This is a genomic window from Amaricoccus sp. B4 (assembly GCF_043226085.1).
Lineage (GTDB): Bacteria > Pseudomonadota > Alphaproteobacteria > Rhodobacterales > Rhodobacteraceae > Amaricoccus.
The window spans coordinates 2,894,650-2,918,366 of the sequence record NZ_CP171225.1; the positions used below are offsets into that span (position 1 = coordinate 2,894,650).

Annotated in this window: 28 protein-coding genes; 19 read left to right on the forward strand and 9 right to left on the reverse strand. The window is 68.5% G+C overall.

Features of this window, described 5'->3' with window-relative positions; translation table 11 throughout:
• The first annotated feature begins 154 nt into the window (after nucleotides 1-154).
• Nucleotides 155-1,498 (forward strand): ferric reductase-like transmembrane domain-containing protein, encoded by a 1,344-nt coding sequence (locus ACF66B_RS13955; protein ID WP_111429093.1) that lies wholly within the window; start codon nucleotides 155-157, stop codon nucleotides 1,496-1,498.
• 56 nt (nucleotides 1,499-1,554) lie between these two features.
• Here ACF66B_RS13955 and ACF66B_RS13960 read toward each other — a convergent pair whose 3' ends face one another.
• The 5 genes from ACF66B_RS13960 to ACF66B_RS13980 form a co-directional block, all read right to left on the reverse strand.
• Nucleotides 1,555-1,881, reverse strand: a complete 327-nt coding sequence (locus ACF66B_RS13960; protein ID WP_111429092.1) for a hypothetical protein — start codon at nucleotides 1,879-1,881, stop codon at nucleotides 1,555-1,557.
• Between the two features lie 212 nt (nucleotides 1,882-2,093).
• Nucleotides 2,094-2,282, reverse strand: coding sequence for a DUF2892 domain-containing protein (locus tag ACF66B_RS13965; RefSeq protein WP_111429091.1), 189 nt, complete (start codon nucleotides 2,280-2,282; stop codon nucleotides 2,094-2,096).
• Nucleotides 2,283-2,295: 13 nt separating this feature from the next.
• Nucleotides 2,296-4,056 (reverse strand): sulfate permease, encoded by a 1,761-nt coding sequence (locus ACF66B_RS13970; protein ID WP_111429090.1) that lies wholly within the window; start codon nucleotides 4,054-4,056, stop codon nucleotides 2,296-2,298.
• 24 nt (nucleotides 4,057-4,080) lie between these two features.
• On the reverse strand, nucleotides 4,081-4,410 hold the full coding sequence (locus ACF66B_RS13975) for a TIGR01244 family sulfur transferase (protein WP_111429089.1): 330 nt from the start codon (nucleotides 4,408-4,410) through the stop codon (nucleotides 4,081-4,083).
• 162 nt (nucleotides 4,411-4,572) lie between these two features.
• Entirely contained in the window at nucleotides 4,573-5,037 is a 465-nt protein-coding gene (locus ACF66B_RS13980) for an Lrp/AsnC family transcriptional regulator (protein ID WP_111429088.1), read from the reverse strand.
• Nucleotides 5,038-5,294: 257 nt separating this feature from the next.
• On the opposite strand from ACF66B_RS13980, the gene ACF66B_RS13985 reads away from it, so the two are divergent.
• From ACF66B_RS13985 to ACF66B_RS14025, 9 genes are all read left to right on the forward strand, one after another.
• Nucleotides 5,295-5,606: a DUF2849 domain-containing protein gene (locus ACF66B_RS13985; protein WP_111429087.1), complete on the forward strand. Its 312-nt coding sequence runs from the start codon at nucleotides 5,295-5,297 to the stop codon at nucleotides 5,604-5,606.
• An 11-nt stretch (nucleotides 5,607-5,617) separates the two neighbouring features.
• Entirely contained in the window at nucleotides 5,618-7,279 is a 1,662-nt protein-coding gene (locus tag ACF66B_RS13990) for a nitrite/sulfite reductase (RefSeq protein WP_111429086.1), read from the forward strand.
• On the forward strand, nucleotides 7,269-8,009 hold the full coding sequence (locus tag ACF66B_RS13995) for a phosphoadenylyl-sulfate reductase (RefSeq protein ID WP_111429085.1): 741 nt from the start codon (nucleotides 7,269-7,271) through the stop codon (nucleotides 8,007-8,009). The genes ACF66B_RS13990 and ACF66B_RS13995 overlap by 11 nt, the downstream gene beginning before the upstream one ends.
• A 13-nt stretch (nucleotides 8,010-8,022) precedes the next feature.
• A complete protein-coding gene (locus ACF66B_RS14000) occupies nucleotides 8,023-8,433 on the forward strand; it encodes a DUF934 domain-containing protein (RefSeq protein ID WP_111429084.1) in 411 nt (136 codons plus the stop codon).
• A 168-nt stretch (nucleotides 8,434-8,601) separates the two neighbouring features.
• Nucleotides 8,602-9,222, forward strand: a complete 621-nt coding sequence (locus tag ACF66B_RS14005) for a queuosine precursor transporter (RefSeq protein WP_111429083.1) — start codon at nucleotides 8,602-8,604, stop codon at nucleotides 9,220-9,222.
• Nucleotides 9,223-9,610: 388 nt separating this feature from the next.
• Nucleotides 9,611-10,030 carry an alternative ribosome rescue aminoacyl-tRNA hydrolase ArfB gene (arfB, locus tag ACF66B_RS14010; RefSeq protein ID WP_111429082.1) on the forward strand — a complete coding sequence of 140 codons (420 nt, stop codon included), beginning with the start codon at nucleotides 9,611-9,613 and terminating at the stop codon, nucleotides 10,028-10,030.
• A gap of 88 nt (nucleotides 10,031-10,118) precedes the next feature.
• A complete protein-coding gene (locus ACF66B_RS14015) occupies nucleotides 10,119-11,525 on the forward strand; it encodes a methyl-accepting chemotaxis protein (protein ID WP_111429081.1) in 1,407 nt (468 codons plus the stop codon).
• A gap of 81 nt (nucleotides 11,526-11,606) precedes the next feature.
• Nucleotides 11,607-12,203, forward strand: coding sequence for a LysE/ArgO family amino acid transporter (locus ACF66B_RS14020; protein WP_111429080.1), 597 nt, complete (start codon nucleotides 11,607-11,609; stop codon nucleotides 12,201-12,203).
• Between the two features lie 89 nt (nucleotides 12,204-12,292).
• Nucleotides 12,293-12,736 (forward strand): YaiI/YqxD family protein, encoded by a 444-nt coding sequence (locus tag ACF66B_RS14025; protein WP_111429079.1) that lies wholly within the window; start codon nucleotides 12,293-12,295, stop codon nucleotides 12,734-12,736.
• Here ACF66B_RS14025 and ACF66B_RS14030 read toward each other — a convergent pair.
• On the reverse strand, nucleotides 12,717-13,175 hold the full coding sequence (locus ACF66B_RS14030; protein ID WP_111429078.1) for an NUDIX hydrolase: 459 nt from the start codon (nucleotides 13,173-13,175) through the stop codon (nucleotides 12,717-12,719). The genes ACF66B_RS14025 and ACF66B_RS14030 overlap by 20 nt on opposite strands.
• 100 nt (nucleotides 13,176-13,275) lie before the next feature.
• On the opposite strand from ACF66B_RS14030, the gene ACF66B_RS14035 reads away from it, so the two are divergent.
• The gene (locus tag ACF66B_RS14035) at nucleotides 13,276-14,262 is read left to right on the forward strand and encodes an Hsp33 family molecular chaperone HslO (RefSeq protein WP_111429077.1); all 987 of its coding nucleotides are present in this window, start codon (nucleotides 13,276-13,278) and stop codon (nucleotides 14,260-14,262) included.
• A gap of 31 nt (nucleotides 14,263-14,293) precedes the next feature.
• Here ACF66B_RS14035 and ACF66B_RS14040 read toward each other — a convergent pair whose 3' ends face one another.
• Nucleotides 14,294-16,828, reverse strand: a complete 2,535-nt coding sequence (locus ACF66B_RS14040; RefSeq protein ID WP_111429076.1) for an FtsX-like permease family protein — start codon at nucleotides 16,826-16,828, stop codon at nucleotides 14,294-14,296.
• The gene (locus ACF66B_RS14045) at nucleotides 16,825-17,517 is read right to left on the reverse strand and encodes an ATP-binding cassette domain-containing protein (RefSeq protein WP_111429075.1); all 693 of its coding nucleotides are present in this window, start codon (nucleotides 17,515-17,517) and stop codon (nucleotides 16,825-16,827) included. Before ACF66B_RS14045 ends, ACF66B_RS14040 begins: the two co-directional genes overlap by 4 nt.
• Before the next feature lie 48 nt (nucleotides 17,518-17,565).
• Between ACF66B_RS14045 and ACF66B_RS14050 the strand changes: the two genes are divergently transcribed.
• Nucleotides 17,566-18,213 (forward strand): arylesterase, encoded by a 648-nt coding sequence (locus ACF66B_RS14050; protein WP_392662993.1) that lies wholly within the window; start codon nucleotides 17,566-17,568, stop codon nucleotides 18,211-18,213.
• An 11-nt stretch (nucleotides 18,214-18,224) separates the two neighbouring features.
• Here the strand turns inward: ACF66B_RS14050 and ACF66B_RS14055 are convergent, their stop codons facing one another.
• Nucleotides 18,225-18,434, reverse strand: coding sequence for a DUF1127 domain-containing protein (locus ACF66B_RS14055; RefSeq protein WP_392662996.1), 210 nt, complete (start codon nucleotides 18,432-18,434; stop codon nucleotides 18,225-18,227).
• A 123-nt stretch (nucleotides 18,435-18,557) separates the two neighbouring features.
• Between ACF66B_RS14055 and ACF66B_RS14060 the strand changes: the two genes are divergently transcribed.
• From ACF66B_RS14060 to ACF66B_RS14090, 7 genes are all read left to right on the forward strand, one after another.
• On the forward strand, nucleotides 18,558-19,433 hold the full coding sequence (locus ACF66B_RS14060) for a LysR family transcriptional regulator (protein ID WP_111429072.1): 876 nt from the start codon (nucleotides 18,558-18,560) through the stop codon (nucleotides 19,431-19,433).
• A gap of 116 nt (nucleotides 19,434-19,549) precedes the next feature.
• A complete protein-coding gene (locus tag ACF66B_RS14065) occupies nucleotides 19,550-20,494 on the forward strand; it encodes a hypothetical protein (RefSeq protein WP_111429071.1) in 945 nt (314 codons plus the stop codon).
• 178 nt (nucleotides 20,495-20,672) lie between these two features.
• Nucleotides 20,673-21,038 (forward strand): 30S ribosomal protein S6, encoded by a 366-nt coding sequence (gene rpsF / locus ACF66B_RS14070; RefSeq protein WP_111429070.1) that lies wholly within the window; start codon nucleotides 20,673-20,675, stop codon nucleotides 21,036-21,038.
• 19 nt (nucleotides 21,039-21,057) lie between these two features.
• Entirely contained in the window at nucleotides 21,058-21,285 is a 228-nt protein-coding gene (gene rpsR / locus ACF66B_RS14075; protein WP_111429069.1) for a 30S ribosomal protein S18, read from the forward strand.
• 10 nt (nucleotides 21,286-21,295) lie between these two features.
• Nucleotides 21,296-21,919, forward strand: coding sequence for a 50S ribosomal protein L9 (gene rplI, locus ACF66B_RS14080; RefSeq protein WP_111429068.1), 624 nt, complete (start codon nucleotides 21,296-21,298; stop codon nucleotides 21,917-21,919).
• A 92-nt stretch (nucleotides 21,920-22,011) separates the two neighbouring features.
• A complete protein-coding gene (locus tag ACF66B_RS14085; protein WP_111429067.1) occupies nucleotides 22,012-23,013 on the forward strand; it encodes an amidoligase family protein in 1,002 nt (333 codons plus the stop codon).
• Complete coding sequence (locus ACF66B_RS14090) at nucleotides 23,010-23,717, forward strand: gamma-glutamyl-gamma-aminobutyrate hydrolase family protein (protein WP_111429066.1); 708 nt, start codon at nucleotides 23,010-23,012, stop codon at nucleotides 23,715-23,717. The genes ACF66B_RS14085 and ACF66B_RS14090 overlap by 4 nt, the downstream gene beginning before the upstream one ends.

The window sequence follows — 23,717 nt, forward strand, 5'->3', positions numbered from 1 at the left end:
GGCCCGGTGGACCAACCTCGCGGCAGATGGCCAGGGCGCGACAATTATACCCTGACGCCGCCGGAAATCGCGGGCCCGTGCGTGAAGGATTCGAGGCCCGCGGGACGATGTCCCGGTGGGGGCCGAGGGTTGGTTGCGAAGGGACGGGGCCATCATGACGAACATCATCCGGGCATTCTGGGGCGCGCTTGCGATCGTCGCCCTGCTCTGGGGGCTCGCCACCCCTGATCCTTTCTCCTCCGAGACCTTTCTCGCTCTGCGCAACAACATGGTGCAGCTCTCCGGGCTGCTCGCCATGGCCTGCATGAGCCTTGCGATGATCCTCGCGCTCCGGCCGCGCCTGCTGGAGCGGCCGCTGGGCGGGCTCGACAAGATGTATCGCCTGCACAAGTGGTTCGGCATCGGTGCGCTGGTGCTGGCCGTGACCCACTGGTTCTGGACCCAGGCGCCGAAATGGGGCACCGGGATCGGGCTCATGCAGCGCGGGCCGCGCCCGCCGCGGCCGCCGGTCGAGAATCCGGTCGAGGCGGCGTTCCTCGGCCTGCGCCACACGGCCGAAGGGCTGGGCGAATGGGCGTTCTACGGCGCCGTGGTGCTTATCGTGGTGGCCCTCGTCACCCGCATTCCCTATCGCTGGTTCCAGCAGATCCACCGGCTCTTCCCCGTGGCCTATCTGGTGCTGGTCTTCCATGCGGTGGTGCTTTTCGATTTCGATATCTGGCTCACGCCCGCGGGCGCTCTGCTGGCGCTGCTTCTGGCGGGCGGGAGCGGGGCGGCGCTCGTCTCGATCTTCGGGGCGATCGGGCGCCGGCGGCGGGTCGAGGGCAGGATCACCTCGCTGGTGAATTTTCCCGGCGTTCGTGCGCTCGAGACCGTGATCGCCATGCAGCCGGGCTGGCCGGGGCACAGGCCGGGGCAGTTCGCCTTTGCGGTCACCGATCGGCGCGAGGGCGCGCATCCCTACACCATCGCTTCGGCCTGGAACCCGGCTGAGCCAGAGATCCGCTTCGTGACCAAGGAGCTCGGCGATCACACCACCGGGCTGGCCGAGAAGCTCCATGTGGGCCAGCAGGTGCGCATCGAGGGGCCCTACGGCTGCTTTACCTTCGATGACGCCTGCCCGGTGCAGATCTGGGTCGGCGGCGGCATCGGCATCACGCCCTTCATCGCGCGGATGAAGGCAATGGCGCAGGGCGATCCCAAGGGTGCGGAGAAGGAGGTGCATCTCTTCCACTGCACCGCGGATGTGGACGAGGGCGCGCTCGACCGGCTGAAGGCGGATGCCGCCGCGGCGGGGGTGACGCTGCATATCCTCATCGACGCACGGGACGGGGTGCTGACCGGCGCGCGCATCCGCCGCGAGGTGCCGGGCTGGCGCGAGGCGAGCGTCTGGTTCTGCGGGCCCGCGGGCTTCGGCCGGGCGTTGCGCGCGGATTTCGCCGGCCAGGGCCTGAAGGTCGGGACGCGCTTCCATCAGGAGCTCTTCGCGATGCGCTGAAGGCTCCGGGCTCCGGGTGGTCCCGCCCCGTTGCGGGCGGGACCTCTCCGTTCGGCTCAGTGCATGTAGGGGCTCTTGCCGCCTCGCGCGAAGTCCGGACGTGACGCCCCCTCGGCGAAGAAATCGACCATCGTCTGGCCATCCGGGGCATAGGAGCACTGGACGTTGTCGCTGTGGGTTTCCAGAGAGATCGTCCCGTTGATGGCATAGGTGCCATCCGTGCGCTGGCCCTGATCCTGCATCTCGGTCTTTGCTGCGAAGTCCTGGAAGTAGGACTGTGTGGCGACGGCGCAATCCTCCATCATCCATTCGGCGGACTGGGCATTGGCCGCTCCGGTCCAGAGCAGGCCCAGGAGCGCGACATGGCATGTGTGTCTTTTCATGGCGTTTCATATTTCTGAGGGGGCGGAAGTCTCAGCCTGGCGCGGGACGCGGGGTGACGCCCGGAAAATCCGGCTGGAGGCGGCGGGGGCTTCCGGGGAGGTCGGCAGGTCCGTGCGCGGGGGGCCTTGATGCGGCAGATCGTGAAATGTGAACGGGCGGGGCCGCAAGGCCCCGCCCTTCGGCGTTTCTGGGGTTCGGTGAGGGCCGCGGATCAGTTCAGCTTGCAGGTGCTGATGCCGAGGAGGCGGTAGGCGGGGCAGAAGCTGATGAAGGCGGTGGCGAGCGGGATGAGGCCGAGCCAGCCCCAGGCGCCGATCGTGCCGGTCATGGCGAGCACGATGAGAAGCGCGCCGACGATGAAGCGGATCGCGCGGTCGGTGGTGCCCATGTTCTTGGTCATCGGGAAAACTCCTTCAGGCGGCGGGTTGCCGCGGTTGCAGACGGCGCGCGGCGAGCGTGGCCCGCGCGAGCTCGGGGTTGATGCTGGCGACGGCGTCGAACTGGGTGAGGTGGACCTGGCCGGTCAGCTCGTCGAGGAAATGCACGCGCTGGAGCTTGTCCATGACCGGGCCCTTGACCTCGGAGAGGTGGAAGGTGACGCCGCCTTCCGCGAGCCGGTGGTTGATCGCCTCGAGGCTTTCGAGGGCGGAGGCGTCGATCGAGTTGATCGCCGGGCAGACGAGGATGAGGTGTTTCGCCTGCGGGTTGGCGGCGACGGCGGCGTTGACCTGATCCTCGAGGAAGCGCGCATTCGGGAAATAGAGGCTCTCGTCGATGCGCATCGAGATGATCTCGGGGTCGGTGACGACGTCGTGGCGGTTGATGTTGCGGAAATGCTCGGTGCCGGGAACCTGGCCCATGATCGCGACATGCGGCCGCGAGGTGCGGTAGAGGTGCAGCGCGATGGAGAGGCCGACGCCCGCGATCAGCCCGGCCTCGACGCCCTGCAGCAGGGTGAGCAGGATCGTGGCGGCGATGGCGGTGAAATCGGCCTTGGAATAGGTCCAGGTGTGGCGGAGCGTGCGGAAATCGACCAGCGAGAGTACCGCGACGATGATCGTGGCCGCCAGCGTCGCCTTGGGCAGGTAGTAGAGGAAGGGCGTGAGGAAGACGGTGGCGAGGGCGATGCCGACGGCGGTGAAGGCGCCCGCGGCCGGGGTTTCGGCGCCGGCGTCGAAATTCACCACCGAGCGCGAGAAGCCGCCGGTGACGGGGAAGCCGCCCGAGACCGAGGCCCCGACATTGGAGAAGCCGAGCGCGATGAGCTCCTGGTCGGGGTCGATGCGCTGGCGCTTGCGGGCGGCGAAGGTCTGGGCGACCGAGATGGTCTCGACATAGCCGACGACGGAGATGAGGAGGGCGGGCACCGCGATCTGCGCCCAGAGCTCGAGGTCGAGCGGTGGCAGGGTCGGCGAGGGCAGGGCGTTGGGGATGGCGCCGACGATGGCCACACCGCTCTGCTCGAGGCCGAAGGCCCAGACCGCGCCGGTGGAGGCCACGATGGCGGCGACCGGGCCGACCTTGGCGGCCAGATCGGCGATCCGGGGTGCGACGCCGCGGGCGATGAGCACGCGCTTCAGCCGGAGCCGCGCCCAGTAGAGAAAGGCGATGGCACCGGTGCCGATCAGCGTGGTCCAGGGGTTGATCTCGCCGAGCCGGGCAACGAGGGCGGTCGTCATCTCGTAGAGGTTCTCGCCGCCCGCCTTGATGCCGAGGATATGGCCGAGCTGGCTCATGGCGATGAGCAGGCCCGAGGCGGTGATGAAGCCCGAGATCACCGGGTGGCTGAGGAAGTTCGCGAGAAAGCCGAGGCGGAGCGCGCCCATCGCGATGAGCAGCAGGCCCGAGATGAGCGCGAGGGCGATGGCGGCGCCGATGTATTCCGGGGTGCCCTGCTGGGCGAGCTTGCCGACCGCAGCGGCGGTCATGAGGCTCGCGACCGCCACCGGGCCGACGGCGAGCGCGCGCGCGGTGCCGAAGACGGCGTAGGCGACGAGCGGGGCCATCGAGGCGTAGAGCCCCATTTCCGGCGGCAGGCCCGCGAGCAGCGCGTAGGCGAGCGACTGCGGGATGAGCATGATCGTCACGATCACCGCGGCGATCAGGTCGGAGGTGAGCTCGCTGCGCCCGTAGGTCGGGCCCCATGTGAGGATCGGCAGGTATTTCTTCAGCATGGGGCCCCTATGGATGGATGGCTGTCAGCTCCGCGCGAGCATCCAGAGGTTCTGGCAGCGGCCGCCCGAGCGGCAGTAGGCCAGGACCGGCGTCGGAAGCTCGGCGAGGGCCGCCTTGAAGTCGGCGACGTTGTCCGGAAGGATGCCGCCCGAGATCACCGGCACGAAGGCGAAGGCGAGCCCGAGGCGTTCGGCCTCGGCCCGGATCTCCGCCACGTCGGTCTGGTCGGCGGATTCGCCGTCCGGGCGGTTGCACATGATCGCGTTGAACCCGCGCTCCGCAATCGTCGCGACATCCGCGACGGTGATCTGCGGCGAGACGCTGTAGCTCGGCGTGATCTCGATGATGTTCATTCTCGTCTGGTCCTTCATGTTGCAGGGGAGGGATCGGTGTGCGTTCCGCCAGCCCGCGCACCTGCAACATTCAACAGGTCCGCACTGTTATAATGGCACGCGCAACACATTTCAATCATTGCATGTGATTTTCGCACCGCCGGGCCGGGGCCCGCTGGCGGCTCAGGGCAGGGGCAGGGCGGTGGTGTTCTTGATTTCCTCCATGGAGAGGCTCGAGGTCACGTTGAAGATGCTCACCTCCTTGATGAGCGCCTGGTAGAAGGCGTCGAAGGCGCGGGCATTGGGCACGCGGACCTTGAGGATATAGTCGATGTCGCCCGCGAGCCGGTGCGCCTCGAGCACCTCGGGCCGGGCGCGCACCGCGTGCAGGAAGCGGTCGAGCCAGCCCGCGTCGTGCTCCGAGGTGCGGATCAGCACGAAGAAGCAGCTTTCCAGCCCGAGCTTTTCCGGGTCGAGCAGCGCGACCTCGCCGAGGATGACGCCCGCCTCGCGCATCTTGCGGATCCGGTTCCAGACCGGGGTCTTGGAAGCGCCGAGCCTGCGGGCGATTTCGTCGAGAGAGAGGCTCGCGTCCTGTTGCAGAAGCGAGAGGATTTTCCGGTCCAGATCGTCAAGGGGGACTGCCATTCTCGCGCGCTCCGGTTTTCTGGTATATCGTTCTCACATCATCCAGCATACGCGAACGGTAACCTTATTTGAAGCGCAATATTGAGGGAAATAGGAACAATATCCTATCTTGAAGGGAGGTTCAGCCAACGAGGAATCGCCATGACCACCGTCGCCAGCCCTCTTCGCTTTCGCCCTCGCACGCTGCGGGCCCGGATGCGCATGGATGGCTGCGGGATGGGCATGGGCATGATCCTCGCGGCAAGGAGGGCATTCTGATGGCCAAGGTTTTCGCACCCCAGATTGCCACCGGCAACGATCTTCTCGAGGGCGATGTCGTCTATTTTACCGCTGCGGGCGGCTGGACGCGCGTGCTTGCCGAAGCGGCGACCGCGGGCAGCCGGGAAGAGGCCGATGCGCTGCTCGCGCGGGCCTCGAAATTCCCGAACGAGGTGGTCGGTGTCTATCTCACCGACATGGCCCTCGATGCGGAAGGCCGGCCGGTGCCGGTTCATTTCCGCGAAGAATTCCGTCTGAAGGGGCCGAGCAACCGCCCCGAGCATGCGCGCGCCGCTGCGACCCAGGCCTGAGAGGGATCACGATGTATCAGTATACCGATTTCGACCAGGCCTTCGTCCGCGAGCGGGTCGCCGAGTTCCGCGATCAGGTCGAGCGCCGTATCGAGGGCACGCTCTCGGAAGACGAGTTCAAGCCGCTCCGCCTGATGAACGGGCTCTATCTCCAGCTGCACGCCTACATGCTGCGGATCGCGGTGCCCTACGGCACGCTCTCCTCGCGCCAGATGCGGCAGTTCGCCTATATCGCCGACACCTGGGACCGGGGCTACGGCCACTTCACCACGCGCCAGAACCTCCAGTTCAACTGGCCGAAGCTGAAGGACGTGCCGGACATGCTCGACGCGCTGGCCGACGTGCAGATGCACGCGATCCAGACCTCGGGCAACTGCATCCGCAACGTGACCGCCGACCATTTCGCCGGGGCTGCTGCCGACGAGATCGAGGACCCGCGCGTCACCGCCGAGCTGCTGCGCCAGTGGTCGACCGACCATCCCGAGTTCACCTGGCTCGGCCGCAAGTTCAAGATCGCCGTCACCGGCGCGGAGAACGACCGCGCGGTGGTGAAGGCCCATGACATCGGCCTCCGCATCGTGCGCAACGAGGCGGGCGAGCCGGGCTACGAGGTGCTGGTGGGGGGCGGTCTCGGCCGCACGCCGATGATCGGCAAGGTGATCCGCGACTTCCTGCCGAAGGCGCACCTGCTGCCCTATCTCGAGGCGATCCTGCAGACCTACAACCTCGATGGCCGCCGCGACAACAAGTACAAGGCCCGCATCAAGATCCTCGTCCACGAGACCGGCATCGAGGAGATCCGCGCGCGCGTCGAGGCGAAGTTCGCCGAGAACCTCGCGGTCTTCCCGGGCGTGAACCCCGATGTGCTCGCCCGCATCGAGGCCGGTTTCGCCGCGCCCGCGTTCGAGCCGGTTTCCGATGTGGTGCCGGCGGTCAGCGCGGGCCTGCGCTCCTGGATCGACACCAATGTCACCGCGCACCGGCTGCCGCATTACGCGATCGTCACGATCTCGCTCAAGGGCATCGGCGAGACGCCGGGCGACGCGACCTCCGCGCAGATGCGGGTCATGGCCGATCTCGCCGAAGAGTTCGCCCATGACGAGCTGCGCATCAGCCACGAGCAGAACGTCATCCTGCCGCATGTGCCGCGCCGCCATCTCGCCGCGATCTATGCCCGCCTGAAGGACGCGGGGCTTGCGACCGCGAACGTCGGGCTGATCTCGGACATCATCGCCTGCCCGGGCATGGATTACTGCGCGCTCGCGACCGCGCGCTCGATCCCGATCGCCCAGGACATCGCGACGGCCTTCGCCGATCTCGACCGCCAGCGCGACATCGGGCCGCTCAAGATCAAGATCTCGGGCTGCATCAATGCCTGCGGCCATCACCATGTCGGCCATATCGGCATCCTCGGCCTCGATCGCGCCGGGGTGGAGAACTACCAGATCACGCTCGGCGGCGACGGCACCGAGACGGCGGCGATCGGCGAGCGCGCCGGCCCCGGCTTCTCGGCCGACGAGGTCGTCCCGGCGATCGAGCGGCTGGTCGAGGCCTATCTCGACGAGCGCCAGGATACGGAGGAGACCTTCCTCGAGGTCTTCCGCCGGGTCGGGATGGCGCCGTTCAAGGCCGCGCTCTACCCCGCGCAGGAGGCCCGGTCCAATGCGGCTTGATACGGCGGATCTCAGCTACTCCCGGCCGCTCGACGCGATCGACGCGCTGCGGCTGACGTTCGACGGGGCCTCGCCCGAGGGCGTGATCTCGGGCGTGCTCGCCGAGTTCGGCAACGAGGTGGCGCTGGTTTCCTCCTTCGGGGCGGAAGCCGCGGTGCTGCTCCACATGGCCTCGAAGGTCGACCGGAACATCCCGATCCTGCTCATCGACACGCTGATGCTCTTCGAGGAGACGCTCGAATATCAGAAGACGCTGTCGGCGACGCTGGGTCTCACCAATGTCGTGCATCTGCGCCCCGATCCGGCGGACACCGCCCGGATCGATCCGAACGGCGATCTGCATCGGCGCGATCAGGACGCCTGCTGCGATTTCCGCAAGGTGCTGCCGCTCGAGCGTGCGCTGGCGCGCTGGCCGGTGGTGATCTCGGGGCGCAAGCGCTTCCAGGCCTCGACGCGCCAGGCGCTCGAGGTGTTCGAGGCCGATGGCGAGCGGCTGCGGGTCAATCCGCTGGCGCACTGGAACGCGCAGGATCTGCGCGCCTACATGGACGCGCACGATCTGCCGCGGCATCCGCTGGTGGCCAAGGGCTACCCGTCGATCGGCTGCGCGCCCTGCACCACGCGCGTCGCCGAGGGCGAGGATCCTCGCGCGGGCCGCTGGCGCGGCACCGACAAGGTGGAATGCGGCATCCATTTCGGAGCCGACGGCCGCATCCTGCGGGCAAGCTGAGAAGGACAGGGACATGAGCTTCATCGTGACACGCGACGGCGCCACCGAGCCCGCTGGCACCCCGGACTGGATTGCCCCCGAGGCGCTGGAGACCGTGGAAGGCGGCGCGCTTGCGCTCGCGCTGCCGAACGACCGCGAGGTCGACGATCTGGCGGCGGCGTTCGCGCGCATCGCCGTCATCCGCATCGACTTCCCGGCCATGGGCGACGGCCGCGGCTTTTCCCAGGCGCGCCGTCTGCGCGCGCTCGGCTATACCGGGCGTCTGCGCGCCGCCGGGCCGCTGATCTCCGACCAGCTCCGCGCGGCCTTCCGCGTGGGCTTCGACGAGATCGAGGTGCCGGCCGCGATGGCCGCGCGCCAGCCCGCGCGCCACTGGCAGGTCCGCGAGCAGGGCTTCTACCAGTCCCGCGTGCTCGCCTCCTGATCCCCTCGAACTGAGGCGCGGGGCCGCCGAGGCCCCGCCTTGCTGTCTGCCGCCGGCGGCCTCGCCCATTGACGCGAGGCTTGCCCGCCGGGCGCCGGAGAGGTATGGAGACGCGCCGCGGATGGCGCGGCCAAGTCTCCGCAACCTTGCCAAAACGGACCCGAGCCCATGTCCCGTGCCCTGCTTCCCGGCGTTCTCGCCATGGCGGCGATCGTTGTCGCCTCCAACATTCTCGTCCAGTTCCTGTTCGGCAACTGGCTGACCTTCGGCGCCTTCACCTATCCCTTCGCCTTTCTCGTCACCGACCTGATGAACCGGCTTCACGGGCCCGACAAGGCCCGCAAGGTGGTGCTGGCCGGGTTTGCCGTCGGGATCCTCTGCAGCCTCGTCGGCAGCCAGATCCACGGCGCCTACGGCCCGCTGGTGAGCTTTCGCGTGGCGATCGGCTCTGGGGCGGCGTTCCTCACGGCCCAGCTCGTCGACATCGGGGTCTTCGACCGGTTCCGGGGCGGGGTCTGGTGGCGCGCGCCTCTGGTCTCGAGCCTTGTGGGCAGTGCGCTCGACACCTCGATCTTCTTCACGGTCGCCTTCTCCGCCGCGCTCTCCTTCATCGCGCCCTCGGTCGATGTCGCCTGGGCCAACGAGGCGGTGCCGCTTCTCGGCGCGGGGCCGATGCTGCCGCTCTGGATGAGCCTCGCCGCGGCCGATTTCTGCGTGAAGCTCTCGCTGGCGCTGATCGCGCTCGCCCCCTTCCGGATCGCGGTGCGGCGCCTCGGCGCGCGGGCCTGAGGCAGGGCGCGCGCCGTGCTCTGCCTGCGGGATGAGCAGGCCGGCGCGGAATGCGCAATCACACGATAAAAAATGCTTGCCTTTCGGCGCGAGTCTGGCACCATCAGACTCAACCGAAACAAGCGAAAGGAGGTGACCAATGTCTTATCGGACCTTGGAGCGTTTGGCGGGGTTTGTGTGCGGAGGTAGCTCCTGAGGGGCAGCCCCCTCGGGTCAGCGGACTTGGTGCACCGGGCTCGGCTCAACCAGCCAGCCTCCAAGCTCGAGACGAAGGGGGTCGCATCCAATGCGACCCCCGCTTCTTTTGGGGCACTGCTTCTGTTCGCCGATGGTCCTCGTCCGGCCGCACGGCTTGTATTGACGGCGCATTTCGCCGAAACCTTTTCCCATGCTGCGGATCAATGACGACATCACGCTCGCCGACTGGGAGCTGACCGAGAGTTTCGTGCGTGCCTCGGGGCCCGGCGGGCAGAACGTGAACAAGGTTGCGACCGCAGTGCAGCTTCGCTTCGAGGCGGCGCGCTCGCCGAATCTGCCGCCGGATGTGAAGGCGCGTCTGCGGCGCATTGCCGGCTGGCGCTGGACCGCGGAGGGCGCGCTGCTGGTCACGGCCGAGCGCCACCGCAGCCAGGCGATGAACCGCGAGGAGGCGCGCGAGAAGCTGCGCGAGCTGATTCTGGCGGCACTCGTCCGGCCGAAGCCCCGCCGCCCCACCCGGCCCACCAAGGGCTCGATCCGCCGCAGGCTCGAGGCCAAGACCCGCCGCGGCGCACTCAAGGCGACCCGGAGCACGCTCCCCGAGGACTGACGGCAACCTTCTGCTCCAGGCCCCCGATACATAACTCTCTGATAAGGTTTTGTCCGTATGCCCGGGCATTAGCCTAGGGAGGAACCAGATGAAGGCCGAGGTGCATTCAGACCCTGCCGTGAGCGGAGACGCGCGTCTGAGCAAGCTGGCGGAGACGGCGGCGGCCCTCGGTTATGAAATCGTCGATATCGCGGGGTATCTCGATCACGTCGATGCGCTCTCGGCAGAGCAGCTCACGATTCTGCGGACCGTGCGCGGCGAGGCGGAGCGGGTGATGGATGCCAATGGCGCGGTGCAGGATGCCGTCGGCGCCGTGGCCGAGCGCACGACCCGCACGCTCGAGGCGGTGGAGGGGTCGGTCGAGGACGTGCGCCGCGCCGGCCAGCGCTCGCATGAGGTGGCGGCCTGGGTCGCCGAGCTGACCGAGCGGATGGCGGCGGTCTCGGACAACCTCAAGGCGGTCGAGACCAACAACGCCGACATCGCCCGGATTGCCGCGCAGGTGAACATTCTCGCCATCAACGCAAAGATCGAGGCGGCGCGCGCCGGTGATGCGGGCCGAGGGTTCGCGGTGGTTGCCGATGCGATCAACGACCTGAGCCGCCAGACCGCGAAGGCCGCGGACAGCATCACGCGCAATGTCTCGACGCTCGCAGGCTGGATCGGGACGCTGCGCGACGAATCGGCCAGCGTGAGCGATGAGGCCCGTTCGGTGATTGCGGAATCGCGCGAGACGGATGGTGCGCTGGTGCGCATCGCCGAGAGCGTGCGCGAGACGCATACCGAGGCGCAGCGGATCTCGGCCGAAGCCGAGAAGGTGCAGGAGGCGACCAATGCCTTCGCGCCGGCCTTCGAGCAGATCGGCAGCAGTGTCGAGGAGACGACCGCAGGCATCCATCAGGCGCGCAGCCGGGTCAACGGCCTCGTCGACAAGAGCGAGGTGATCGTGCAGGGGAGCGTCGGGCTTGGCGGCGCGACGGTCGATGCGCCCTTCATCGCGCGGGTGACGGCGGATGCGGCGCGGATCGGCGAGATATTCTCGGACGGGATCCTCAGCGGGCGCATCACGCGCGAGGCGCTGTTCTCGCGCGACTATCGCGGGGTTCCGGGCTCCGATCCGCCGCAGTTCATTGCGCCCTTCACGAAATTTCTCGACGCCGTGCTGCCCGACATCCAGGAGGCGGCGCTTGCGTTCGATCCGCGGGTCGTCTTCTGTGCCGCGGTCAATCAGGGCGGGTATCTCTCGACCCACAACCGCAAGTTCTCGCAGCAGCCCGGCAGCGATCCGGCCTGGAATCAGGCGAACTGCCGCAACCGGCGGATCTTCGATGACCGGGTGGGGCTCAAGGCCGGGCGGAATACCGAACCCTTCCTGCTGCAGGTCTATCGCCGTGACATGGGCAACGGGCGGTTCGTGATGATGAAGGATCTCTCGGCGCCGATCTTCGTCGAGGGCCGGCACTGGGGCGGCCTGCGCCTCGCCTATACGTTCTAGGCGGGGTTTCGGACGGGGCCTTGCCTCTCCGGATGGGATCGGGCACCTCTGCCGGCTCGACGGCCTGGGCGGGGGAAACCGGTGGCGGCGCTTCTTTCGGGATTTCTGCTCGGGCTCAGCCTGATCGTGGCGATCGGCGCGCAGAACGCCTTCGTGCTGCGCCAGGGGATCATCGGGCAGAACGTGCTTGCCGTCTGTCTTGCCTGCGCGCTTTCCGACGCGCTGCTCATCGGTCTCGGGGTCTTCGGCCTTTCCGGCATGGTCGAGGCGGTGCCCGAGCTCGTGCCGCTGCTGCGCTGGGGCGGCGTGGCATTTCTGCTGGCCTACGGGCTGCGGGCCGCACGGGCGGCCTTCGCGACCGATGCGGGGCTCGTTGCGGCCGGTGCGGGCTACAGCAGCCTCGGGCGGACGCTCTGGACCTGCCTCGCGCTCACCTGGCTCAACCCGCATGTCTATCTCGACACGGTGCTGCTCATCGGCTCGATCGCGACGCAATACGAGGATCGTGCCGCCTTCGGTCTGGGCGCGGTGGCGGCTTCCTTCGTCTTCTTCTTCTCGCTCGGCTTCGGCGCGCGGTTCCTCCGCCCGCTTTTCGCCCGGCCCGCGGCCTGGCGGGTGCTCGAGGGGGCAAATGCGCTCATCATGTGGTCGATCGCGGCGAAGCTTGTGTTCGAGTGAGCGCCGAGGCGCTTTGACAACCGGCCCCCGGAGGGTGTTTCAGGGGGGAAGGCGCCGGGTGTGGCGGCCGGTGGCGGAAAGGAGCCCCGATGATCTATGTCGATGCCGATGCCTGTCCGGTGCGGGAAGAGACGGTGCGGGTGGCCGAGCGCCACGGTGTCGAGGTGGTCTTCGTCTCGAATGGTGGCATCCGGCCTTCGCGGCATCCGCTGGTGAAGGTGGTGGTGGTGTCCGAGGGCGCCGATGTCGCCGACAAATGGATCGCGGAGCGGGTGGGCAAGGGCGATGTCTGCGTGACGGCCGATGTGCCGCTCGCGGCGCGCTGTGTGGAGGCCGGCGCGCGGGTGATCGGGCCGGATGGCGAGCCCTTCAGCGAGGCCAATATCGGAACGCGCCTTGCGCTGCGCGATCTCATGACGGATCTGCGCGCCGCCGACCCGTTCCGGCAGGGTGGCGGCAAGCCGTTCTCCAAGGCAGATCGTTCGCGGTTTCTCGAGGCGCTCGACCGGGCGCTCAGGGCCGCCGCGCGCTGAGGCCGGGAGCGGCGAGGCGCTGGACGAAATGCCGGTCGCCCGCATTGCCGAGCAGGTGCGCGGCATCGGCGAGCGGCATCCAGACCGCGACATGGCCAGGCTCCGAGGGCGGGCCCGCTTCCAGCACCGGGGCGCTCAGGTAGATATGGCAGACCTTGCGCGCCCAGAGGTCGTAATCGGGCATGTAGGTGAAGCGCTGGAAGGCGCCGAGCTTGCGCAGGACGCGGATCTTCCAGCCGGTCTCCTCGAGGCATTCGCGGTGGAGCGCGGGCAGCGGCGATTCGCCCGGATCGATACCGCCGCCCGGGAGCTGGAACTCGAGGCGCGGGCGGGCCTGCTCGGTCACGAGCACGTCGTCGCCCTCCCGGATGATCGTGTAGACGCCAGGTCGCGTGACATAGGGGATTCCGGCCCGGACGGGTTCGCCAAATCTTCGCATGGGCCGGACCCTAGGCCGGGCGGCGGCCGGAGAAAAGACGGATGATTGCACTTGCGGTGTGCCGCGCCTATCTGATGCCCTTCACTACAGGAGACAAGCGATGACCCTCGCCGGCCGCATAGCCTGGGACGACATGGTCCTCCCGTTTCAGCTCGACCGCGCCGATATCCGCGGCCGGGTGGCCCGGGTGGATTCGGTCCTCGACACGATTCTCGGCCAGCACGCCTATCCCGATCCCGTCGCGGCACTGATTGCCGAGGCGACGCTTCTGACCGCGCTCATCGGCCAGACGGTGCGCCCCGGCTGGCGCCTTTCGCTGCAGGTGCGGGGGGGCGGCGCGATCCGGCTGATCGCCACCGATTATTTCGCCGCCGAGACGGAGGGCGAGCCGGCGCGGATGCGCGCCTATGCCGCCTTCGATCCCGACCAGCTGCGCGCCGATACCGAGGCGGGCATGGCGCCTTTCGCCATGATGGGCGAGGGGATTTTCGGCATCCTCATCGACCAGGGCACGGGGGCGGCGCCCTACCAGGGCATCACGCCGCTGGCGGGCGAGTCGCTTTCCCATTGTGCCGAGACCTATTTCGCGCAGTCCGAGCAGCTTCCGACGCGTTTTGCGCTCGCCATGGGCGAGGCGCAGGTGCCGGGCGAGGCGGTGAAGTGGCGCGGCGGCGGCGTCATGCTCCAGCACATGCCCAAGGCCTCGCCCTTCGCGCGGCAGGAGGCGAGCGGACCCGACGGGCTGCTTGCGGCCGAGGACATGCTCGACGGTGGCGATGCGGAGAACTGGAACCGGGCGGTGATCCTGCTCGAGACGGTGGAGGACACCGAGCTCATCGGGCCGCATGTCGGCGCCGAGGATCTGCTGCTCCGGCTCTTCCACGAGGAAGTGCCGCGGGTCTATTCCGCCCAGCCGGTGCAGTTCGGCTGCACCTGCGGGCCGGAGAAGGTCGTGGAGTCGCTGGCGGAGTATCCGCCCGAGACGATTGCGGAGCTCGTGACCGAGGATGGCAAGGTGACGGCCGACTGCCAGTTCTGCGGCGCGCATTACGAGTTTGCGCCCGAGGAGCTCGGCCGCCGCGACTGAGCGGCGCCGGTCTCGCCCCGTCCGGCCGGGATCACTCGCGGGCGCGGAGCACGCGGGCGGGGCGGGCGGCGAGCGGCCTGAGGGCGAAGGCAAGGCCGGCGGCGAGGCTTGCAAGCGCACCGCCGGCGACGATGCCGAAGGCGGGCAGCGCCGCGAAGTGGTATTCGCCCTCCATCACCGAGACCGTCACCCACCAGCCGGCGACCGCTCCGGCCGCGATGGCGACGAGCCCGGCGGCGAGGCCGGCGAGCCCGGCCCGGAGGGCAAAGCTCGCGAGGATCCGCGCCCGGCTCGCGCCGAGGGTCTTCAGCACCGCCGCTTCGTAGACGCGCCGCCGTTCGCCCGCGGCGGCCGCCCCCACCAGCACGACGAGACCGGTGACGAGCGTGACCGAGGCGCCCCAGCGCGCCGCGGCGCCGATGCCCTCGAGCGTTTCCGAGACCCGGTCGATCGCGTCGCGCACGCGGATCGCGGTGATGTTGGGATAGGCGGCGGACAGCGCCCGCAGGAGCGGGGCTTCGGCGGCTTCCGTGCCGTAGACCGTCGCGATGTGGGTGTGGGGGGCGGCGGCCAGTGCCGCGGGGTCGACGATCATCAGGAAGTTGATCCCCATGGTGCCGAAATCGACCTCGCGGAAATTCGCGATCCGGAAGGTGAGCGCGCGGCCGAGGATGTTGAGCGTGATCTCGTCGCCGAGCTTCAGGCCCATTTCGGCGCCTTCCTCGGCGGCGAAGCTCACGAGCGGCGGACCCGTGTAGCCTTCTGGCCACCATTCGCCCTCGGTGATCTTGCTGCCCTCGGGCGGGGCGGCGGCATAGGTGATGCCGCGGTCGCCGTTGAGCGCCCAGTGCGGCCCGGCGACCTCGCGGGCGGGGCGGCCGTTGATGCCGGTGATGATGCCGCGGAGCATCGGGGCGGTGTCGATCTCGGTGATGCCGGGCTCGGCCTCGGCACGGGTGCGGAAGCCGTCGAGCTGGGCGTTCTGAATGTCGACGAAGAAATAGGCCGGGGCGCGGGCGGGCAGATCCTCGCGGATGAGGCTGCGGAGGTTGGCGTCGATCTGGCCGATGGCGGCCAGGACCGTGAGGCCGAGGCCGAGGGAGAGCACCACGGAGGCGGTTTCGCCCGAGGGGCCGCCGAGCGCGCCCAGGGCCCAGCGGAGCGCAGGGCGGCCGCGGGCGATGCTGCCGCGCCCGGCCCGACGGGCGCCGCGGGCGAGCGCGAAGGCTGCCAGCCGCAGTATCGCGAGCGCCCCGATGACGCCGCCTGCGGTGGTCAGCGCGAGCCGGGGGGCACCGGAGGCCCAGGTCGCTACGCCGACCAGCAGGGCGGCAAGCGCCGCGACGATCAGGATGTCGGTGGCGCGCGGTCTGCGGCGGCCGGAGCCGATGTCGCGAAAGAGCTCGGCGGCGCGGATCTCGCGGGCGCGGGCGAGCGGCCAGAGGGTGAAGATGAGCGCGGTGAGCGCGCCGTAGAGCGCCGCCTCGGCCAGCGGGCCGGGCTGCAGGCCGGTGTCGAGCGGCACCGGCAGGCGGCCGGCGATGAAGGGTGCGGCGAGCATTGGCGCGGCTGCGCCGATCGCGAGGCCGAGGGCAATGCCGATCGCGGCAAGCATGCCGATCTGGAGGAGGTAGGTCGCGAAGATCGTGCGGCCGGTGGCGCCGAGGGTCTTGAGGGTGGCAATGGTTTCGGTCTTGCCATCGAGATGGCTCTTCACCGCCGCCGAGACCCCGACCCCGCCGACGGCGAGGCCTGCGAGGCCCAGCAGCACGAGGAATGCGCCGAGGCGGTCGACGAAGCGGGTGAGGCCCGGGGTGCCGTTGCGGCGATCCCGCCATTGCAGGCCATTGTCGGCAAAGCGGGCGCGGGCCTCGGTGCGGAGCGCGTCGAGATCGGCGTCGGGGGCGAGGCGGAGCCGGTAGGAGGAATCGAAGAGCGCGCCTTCGGAGAGGAGGCCGCTGCCTTCGAGATCGGCGCGGCTCACGATCACCCGCGGCCCGAAGCTCACGCCGCGCGCCGCGCTGTCGGGCTCGCGCGCGATCCGGCCCGAGAGGCGGAAGTCGCGGCTGCCGAGCCGCAGCCTGTCGCCCTCGGCAAGCCCCAGCCGGTCGATGAGCACCGGATCGGCGACAAGGCCGGGCAGGCCGTCGCGCTCGGCAAGGGCCGCGGCGAGCGGGACGCCGTCTTCGAGTGCGAGCGTTCCGAAAAGCGGATAGGCGCCGTCGACGGCCTTCACCTGCACCAGGGTGGGAGATGAATCGGGCCGGGCGGGCAGGGCGAGCATGGAGCGGAAATCGACGATCTCGGAGACGGTTTCGGCCGCATCCGCCATCCAGGCGCGTTCCTCGGGGCTCGCGAAGCGGTAGGTAAACTCGATTTCGGCATCGCCCCCGAGCAGCGTCGCGGCCTCGCGGCCGAGCCCGCTCTCGATGGCGCCCCGGACGCTCCCGACGGCGGCGATCGCCGCCACACCGAGCGCAAGGCAGAGGATTAGGATGCGAAAGCCGCGCAGCCCGCCCCGGAGCTCGCGCAGCGCGAAGCGGAGCGCGACGGGGCCTGATCTCATTCGGCGGCCTCGAGAGGGGGGAGCGCGATCTGCCCGTCGCAAAGCTGGACCACGCGGTCGCAGCGTGCGGCGAGCTCAGGGGCGTGCGTGACCAGGACGAGCGTGGCACCGTGCCGGTCGCGGAGATCGAAGAGCAGGCGGATGATCGCGGTTCCGGTCGCGCCGTCGAGATTGCCGGTGGGCTCGTCGGCCAGAAGGATCGCGGGCCGGGTGACGGCGGCGCGCGCCAGCGCCACGCGCTGCTGCTCGCCGCCCGAGAGCTGGGCGGGGTAGTGATCGGCGCGGCTGGCGAGGCCCACCGCTGCCAGCTCGTCGAGGGCGCGGTCGAGCGCATCCTTCGCGCCGGAAAGCTCGAGTGGGGTCGCGACGTTCTCGAGTGCCGTCATCGTCGGGATGAGGTGGAAGGACTGGAATACCACGCCCATCGCCTCGCGGCGGAACCGGGCGAGGGCGTCCTCGTTCATCGCGCCGAGATCGCGGCCGAGCACTTCGACGCGGCCGCCGGTTGCCCGTTCGAGCCCGCCCATCAGCATGAGCAGCGAGGACTTGCCGGAGCCCGAGGGGCCGACGAGCCCCAGCGTTTCCCCGCGGCGGACATCGAGCGAGATGCCGCGCAGAATATTGACCGGACCGGCATTGCCACGCAGCGTGAGCGCGGCATCCTGCAGGGAAATCACAGGAGACTTCATATGCGTTTGGCCCCTTCCTCGTACCCGCCTGACAGGAGATATGGGGCGATGCGCCGCCTGCGCAACCTTGCGGCGCTGCTGCTTGCCATGCTTCTCTGGGGGGGCGCGGCCGTGGCGGAAGTCCGTATCCTCGCCTTCGGCGATTCGCTCACTCAGGGTCATGGGCTGTCCGAGGAAGACGGCTTCGTGCCGCAACTTCAGGCCTGGCTCAGGGCGAATGGCGCGCCGGACGCCGTGGTTCTCAATGCAGGGGTCTCGGGGGACACGACGGCGGGAGGGCTGGCCCGCATCGGCTGGGCGCTCGGGGAGAAGCCCGATGCCGTGATCGTGGAGCTTGGCGCGAATGACATGCTTCGCGGGTTGCCCCTCGCTGAGATCCGCAGCAATCTCGAAGCCATTCTCGCGCAGATCGCGGCGGAGGACCTGCCGGTGCTGCTTGCGGGGGTGCCGGTGCCGTCGAATTACGGGGCCGACTATCGCACCGCGTTCGAGGCGATCTTCACCGGGCTTGCCGCCGAGCATGACGCGATCCTCTACCCCTCCTTTCTTGCCGGCATGACCGAGGGGCGGAGCCTCCCCGAGGCGCTGAAGCTCATGCAGGCCGACGGCATCCATCCGAATGCCGAAGGCGTGCGGGAGAATGTCGCGCGCATCGGCCCGGTCGTGCTCGCCCTCATTGCCGAGGCACGGCACTGAGGGCGCAGGGCTCAGAACCGCAGCAGGCGGCGCTGTTCCTCTTCGGCATCGGCGCGGCTGACGCCGATATCGCGCAGGAGACGGTCGTCGAGCCGCGAGAGATCGAGCGCCTGGCGCCGGCGGAGCGGCGCAGTGCGGAAGCGGGCGAGAAATCGCGTGAATGCGGTGCCGCGCCGGGGGCTTTCCATTGCGGCTTGCGGCGAGAGGGGCTGGGCAGGCATGACGACCTCCATTCAGATCCTTGTTGGAGATGCGCAGGGCATCACGTATGCTGATGGATATTGCCCCCTTGCGTGCGATCACGAAAATGAATTATAGTTACGCGATCCATAAGGTATGGTGATATGTCACGCAATCTCGACATGACCGCGCTGCGGTCCTTCGTCACTGTCGCCGATACCGGCGGTGTCACCCGCGCCGCGGGCTATCTCAATGTCACGCAGTCTGCGGTCTCGATGCAGCTCAAGCGGCTCGAGGAGGCGCTGGGTCAGGCGCTGCTCGATCGCTCCTCGCGGACGATTGCGCTCACCCCCGCCGGCGAGCAGCTTCTGGGCTATGCCCGGCGGATCGTGGAGCTCAATGACGAGGCCTGGGGGCGGATGACCAATCAGGCCTTCGAGGGCGTGATCAATTTCGGCGTGCCGCACGATCTCATCTATCCCCATGTGCCGCGGGTGCTGCAGCGGTTCAATGCCGAGTATCCGCGCATCAAGGTGCAGCTTCATTCGCTCTACACGCGGGTGTTGAAGATCCAGCTCGGCCGCGGCGAGATGGATCTCATCCTCGCCACCGAGGAGCAGACCGATCCCGGCGGCGAAACGCTGCTCCGCTGTCCGCTCGTCTGGATGGGCGCGATCGGCGGGCAGGCCTGGAAGGCGCGGCCGCTGCGCTTTGCCACCGTCAATCACTGCATCTTCCGCCGGCCGGCGATCGAGGCGCTCGACCGGGCCGGAATCGACTGGGAGAACGGCGTCGATTCGATCTCGGACATGGCGGTGGAGGCGAGCATCTCCGCCGATCTCGCGGTCAACGCCCAGCTGCAGGTAGCGGTGCCGCGCGGCTGCGAGATGATCCGGCATGGCGGGGCTCTGCCCGATCTGCCGCTCTACAAGGTCAACATGTATCTCGGTGAAGGGCCGCGCGCGGCGCTGGCCCGGCGTCTCGCCGTCTTCGTCCGTCAGGCCTATGGCGCGCAGGAGGCGGGCAGCGCCGCGGCGTGAGGCCCGCAGGGCGCGGGCCGGCCGTGAGGTAACCTTCTGTTAAGCGGGGCACGGGAAGGCTTGCCTCATGCCTCGCCGCACGGGCAGGGGCCGGAGGAAGCAGGAGAGCCCGAGGAATGCCCGATCGCCGCCGCATCCAGCCGCAGAAGGCTGACCCGGCCCGGCGTGCCGCTGCCCGGGCGCCATCGATGGCCCGGCGCGCCGCCGCGCCGCAGAGCGGAACGCTTGCCGGTCTCCAGGCCGCCGCCGATGGCGCGCCCGGCGTCGCGGCGCAGCGGCGGCTTCAGGAGACGAGCGCGGAGACTGCCCCCATCCAGCGCTGGAAGTCGGACTCGCTCAAGGAGGAGACGGATCTCGACCGGATCGACAGCCTGCGCGGGCAGGCGATCTTCGAGGCCGAACAGATGGGCGAGTATCACGGCGAGGTTGAGGGACCTTACGAAGTCGATCCGCACGAGCACCTCTCCGCGCGGGATTCGGAGCAGCTCAGCAATCTCGAGCACATGGCGCAGGTGAAGGAGAAGGGGCTGGCCGAAGACCTGCACCACATCCTGCCGCGCAAGATGCTCAACACCTTCTACGACGGCCTGACCCCGCACGAGCGGGAGTTCCTCGGCGGGATCTTCCGGCGCAAGTCCGGCACGGGCGATCATCGCGGCCCCTCGGATGGCGGCGACCGCGAGGCGCTGACGAGCCTGCGCTCCAATCTGGTGCTGGGGCCGTCGGGCAAGAAACGCTCGGATGATCCCGATCATCGCAAGGGCGTGCAGGTGACGGCGCTCGATCCGAACTTCACCGCGCCCGGGGTGATGGAACCGGTGTCGGCGACGCTTGCCGGGGCCTTTCCGCTGATCGCTGGGCTTGCGGCGATCACCGATCCGCGGGCACGGCTCACGCAGATCAACATCATCCTCGAGCATTTCCTCGATGCCGAGCTCGAACATGCGCACAAGCAGGGCAAGGACGGCTTCTGGGACACGACGATCGACTACCACACCGAAGATCAGTGGGAGCGCGACGAGACGGGCACCAAGTGGAAGAAGAAATTCTCCGAGGACTGAGCGCGCGGGCCGCATCCTCCTGCGGCGTCGCGCGGGCTGGCGCACCGGACTTGCATTTCGCCCCGATTTCTGTAGAAGGCGCGAACCCTCCGCATGATGATGACGCGCGGCCTCTCGTACGGGACCTGGAGGGGTTTGGGTCCCCGTTTTGAAGCCCGCCCGACAGACAGGTGGCAAGATGGCTCTTTACGAGCATGTCTTCATTGCGCGCCAGGATATTTCCAACGCGCAGGCCGAAGGGCTCATCGAGCATTTCGGCGAGGTCCTCAAGGACAATGGCGGGGCCGTAGTCGGCTCCGAATACTGGGGCCTCAAGACGATGGCCTACAAGATCAACAAGAACCGCAAGGGGCATTATGCCTACCTTCGCTCGGACGCCCCCTCGGAGGCTGTCGCGGAGATGGAGCGGCTCATGCGGATCCATGACGACGTGATGCGGGTGCTGACCGTGAAGGTCGACGAGCACGAGGAAGGCCCCTCGGCCGTGATGCAGTCCCGTGGCGGCCGCGACGAGCGCGGACCCCGTCGTCCGCGCCGCGATTGATCGAGAGGGAGGCTAACCCATGGCAAACAGACCGTTTTTCCGCCGCCGCAAGTCCTGCCCCTTCTCGGGCCAGAATGCGCCGAAGATCGACTACAAGGACGTGAAGCTCCTGCAGCGCTACATCTCCGAGCGTGGCAAGATCGTCCCGAGCCGCATCACCGCGGTCTCGTCGAAGAAGCAGCGCGAACTGGCGCGGGCCATCAAGCGGGCGCGGTTCCTCGCCCTGCTGCCCTACGCCGTGCGCTAAGGAGGCACCGATGGAAATCGTTCTTCTCGAACGGGTCGCAAAGCTCGGCCAGATGGGCGAGGTCGTGCGCGTGCGCGACGGCTACGCCCGCAACTTCCTGCTGCCCCAGGGCAAGGCGCTTCGTGCGACCGCGGCCAACCTCGCCCGGTTCGAAACCGAGCGTGCGCAGCTCGAGGCCCGCAACCTCGAGGCGAAGGCCGAAGCCGAGAGCGTGGCCGCGAAACTCCACGGCGAGGCGTTCGTGGTGATTCGCTCCGCTTCCGACGGCGGCGCGCTCTATGGTTCCGTCACCACCCGTGACGTCGCCGACGCGGCGACCGAGGGCGGCTTCTCGCTCGACCGCCGCCAGGTCGTGCTCAACCAACCGATCAAGGAACTCGGCCTCCACGACATCACCGTGGTGCTGCATCCGGAAGTCGAAGCGACGATCAAGGTGAACGTCGCGCGCTCGAAGGAAGAAGCCGAGCTTCAGGCCTCGGGCAAGAGCATCCAGGATCTTCAGGCCGAGGCGGATGCCGAAGCCGAATTCGATATCCAGGAACTCTTCGACGATATCGGCGGCGCAGCCAGCGACGACGACGAAGGCTACGCGCCCGCGGAAGCGCGCGGCGAGAGCGACGAAGCCGAGCGCTGATCGTTCTGCGGGCGGCCTTGCGGGGCAGCCGGGACATCGAAATCCGGAACAGGCGGGATGCAACCATCCCGCCTGTTTTGCGTTCTAGGGGCATGGAAGACCTCAAAACCCATGCCTCCGTGCGCGAAATGACGCGTGAAATGTCGTTACCCGATCCCATGGACCGGGAGGGAAAGCCTCGCCGTGTTGGCGTGGAAATCGAGCTTGGCGGCTTGCCGGAACAGGCAGTGGCGGAGATTGTCCGCGCGCATCTGGGCGGGGAGATCGAACACCGCGCCGCGCATGTCCTTCTGGTGCGGAAGACCCGGCTCGGGGATCTCCAGATCTATCTCGACACGGCCTACAAGGAGCCCGGCAATGCCGCGCTGGAGCAGGCGCTCGAACTCGGACGGGGGCTCATTCCGGTCGAGATCGTGACCAAGCCGGTCGAGATCGCCGCTCTGGAGCCGCTGGATGCTCTGGTCGACAGGCTGCGTGAAGAAGGCGCCAAGGGCACCGAGGATCAGCTTTTCAACGGCTATGGCGTGCATTTCAACGTCTCCGCTGTCTCGCTCGCGGCGCGCGATATCGTGCCGGTGGTGCGCGCCTTCGCGCTGCTCGAGGACTGGCTGCGTGCTGCGCTCCCGATCGACATCACCCGGCGGTTGCTGCCTTTCGTCTCGCCCTATCCTCGGGCCTTCGTCGATGCGGTGGCGCGTGAAGGGGCGGACTGGACCCTGGAGGACTTGACGCGGCACTATCTCGAGAAGACGCCGACCCGCAACCGTGCGCTCGATCTCCTTCCGCTGCTGCGCGAGGCGGACGAGGCGCGGGTCGTCGAGGCGCTGGGCAAGGACGCCGAGTCGGTGAATGCGCGGCCGGCATTCCACTACCGCTTGCCCGACAGCCGCATCGGTGAACCCGGCTGGTCGCTGCTGCGCGAGTGGCGGCGCTGGTGTCTCGTGGAGCAGGTCGCGGCACGCCCCGAGTTGCTGACGCATCTCTCGGAGGCCTGGATCGACTATCGCGATGCCCTGACCACATTGCCCGGAGACTGGATCCGCACGGTAGACGAGGCCCTTTCCCGAGAATTCGGGACGGAGGCGCAGGTATGAGGCGGCCGCGTATCGGTGTTACCACCTCGCACCGGTCGGGGTGGCGGATCTTTCCGCTCGTGGCGTTCAACGTCTGGCTGGCGGGCGGCCGCGCCCGGCGCTGGGTCGCGGGACGTGAGGCGAGTGTTTCCAGGGTTGATGGCATCATCATCGGCGGCGGCGACGATATCTCGCCCGATCTTTACGGCGGCAAGCTCGTTGCCAGCGCACGGCTCGATCCGGAGCGCGACGCGCTCGAACGCCGCCTCGTGATCGAGGCGATGGCCGAGGGCAAGCCTGTGCTTGGCATCTGCCGCGGCTCGCAGATGCTGAACGTGGCACTCGGCGGATCGCTGGATGGCGATGCCTATGCGACGTTCCGCGAGAGCCGCAAGGTCAAGACGATCCTGCCACGCAAGACCGTGCTGCCCGAACCGGGAACGCGGCTTGCGACGATCGCCGGGCCTGCAGAGATGCAGGTGAATTCGCTGCACAGCCAGGCCGTCGACCGGCTCGGGGAGGGGCTGCGGGTTGCGGCACGCGACACGGGCGGCATGATCCAGGCGGTCGAGCGGGTGCGCGAGCCCTTTGCGCTCGGGGTGCAGTGGCACCCGGAGCATCTTTTCTACGCGCATCGCCAGCGCGCACTTTTCGCGGCTCTGGTTCGTGCGGCCGAGGCGCAGGACCGTTCCGAAAGCCAGCTTGCAGCCGCTGCCCTCTCCTGA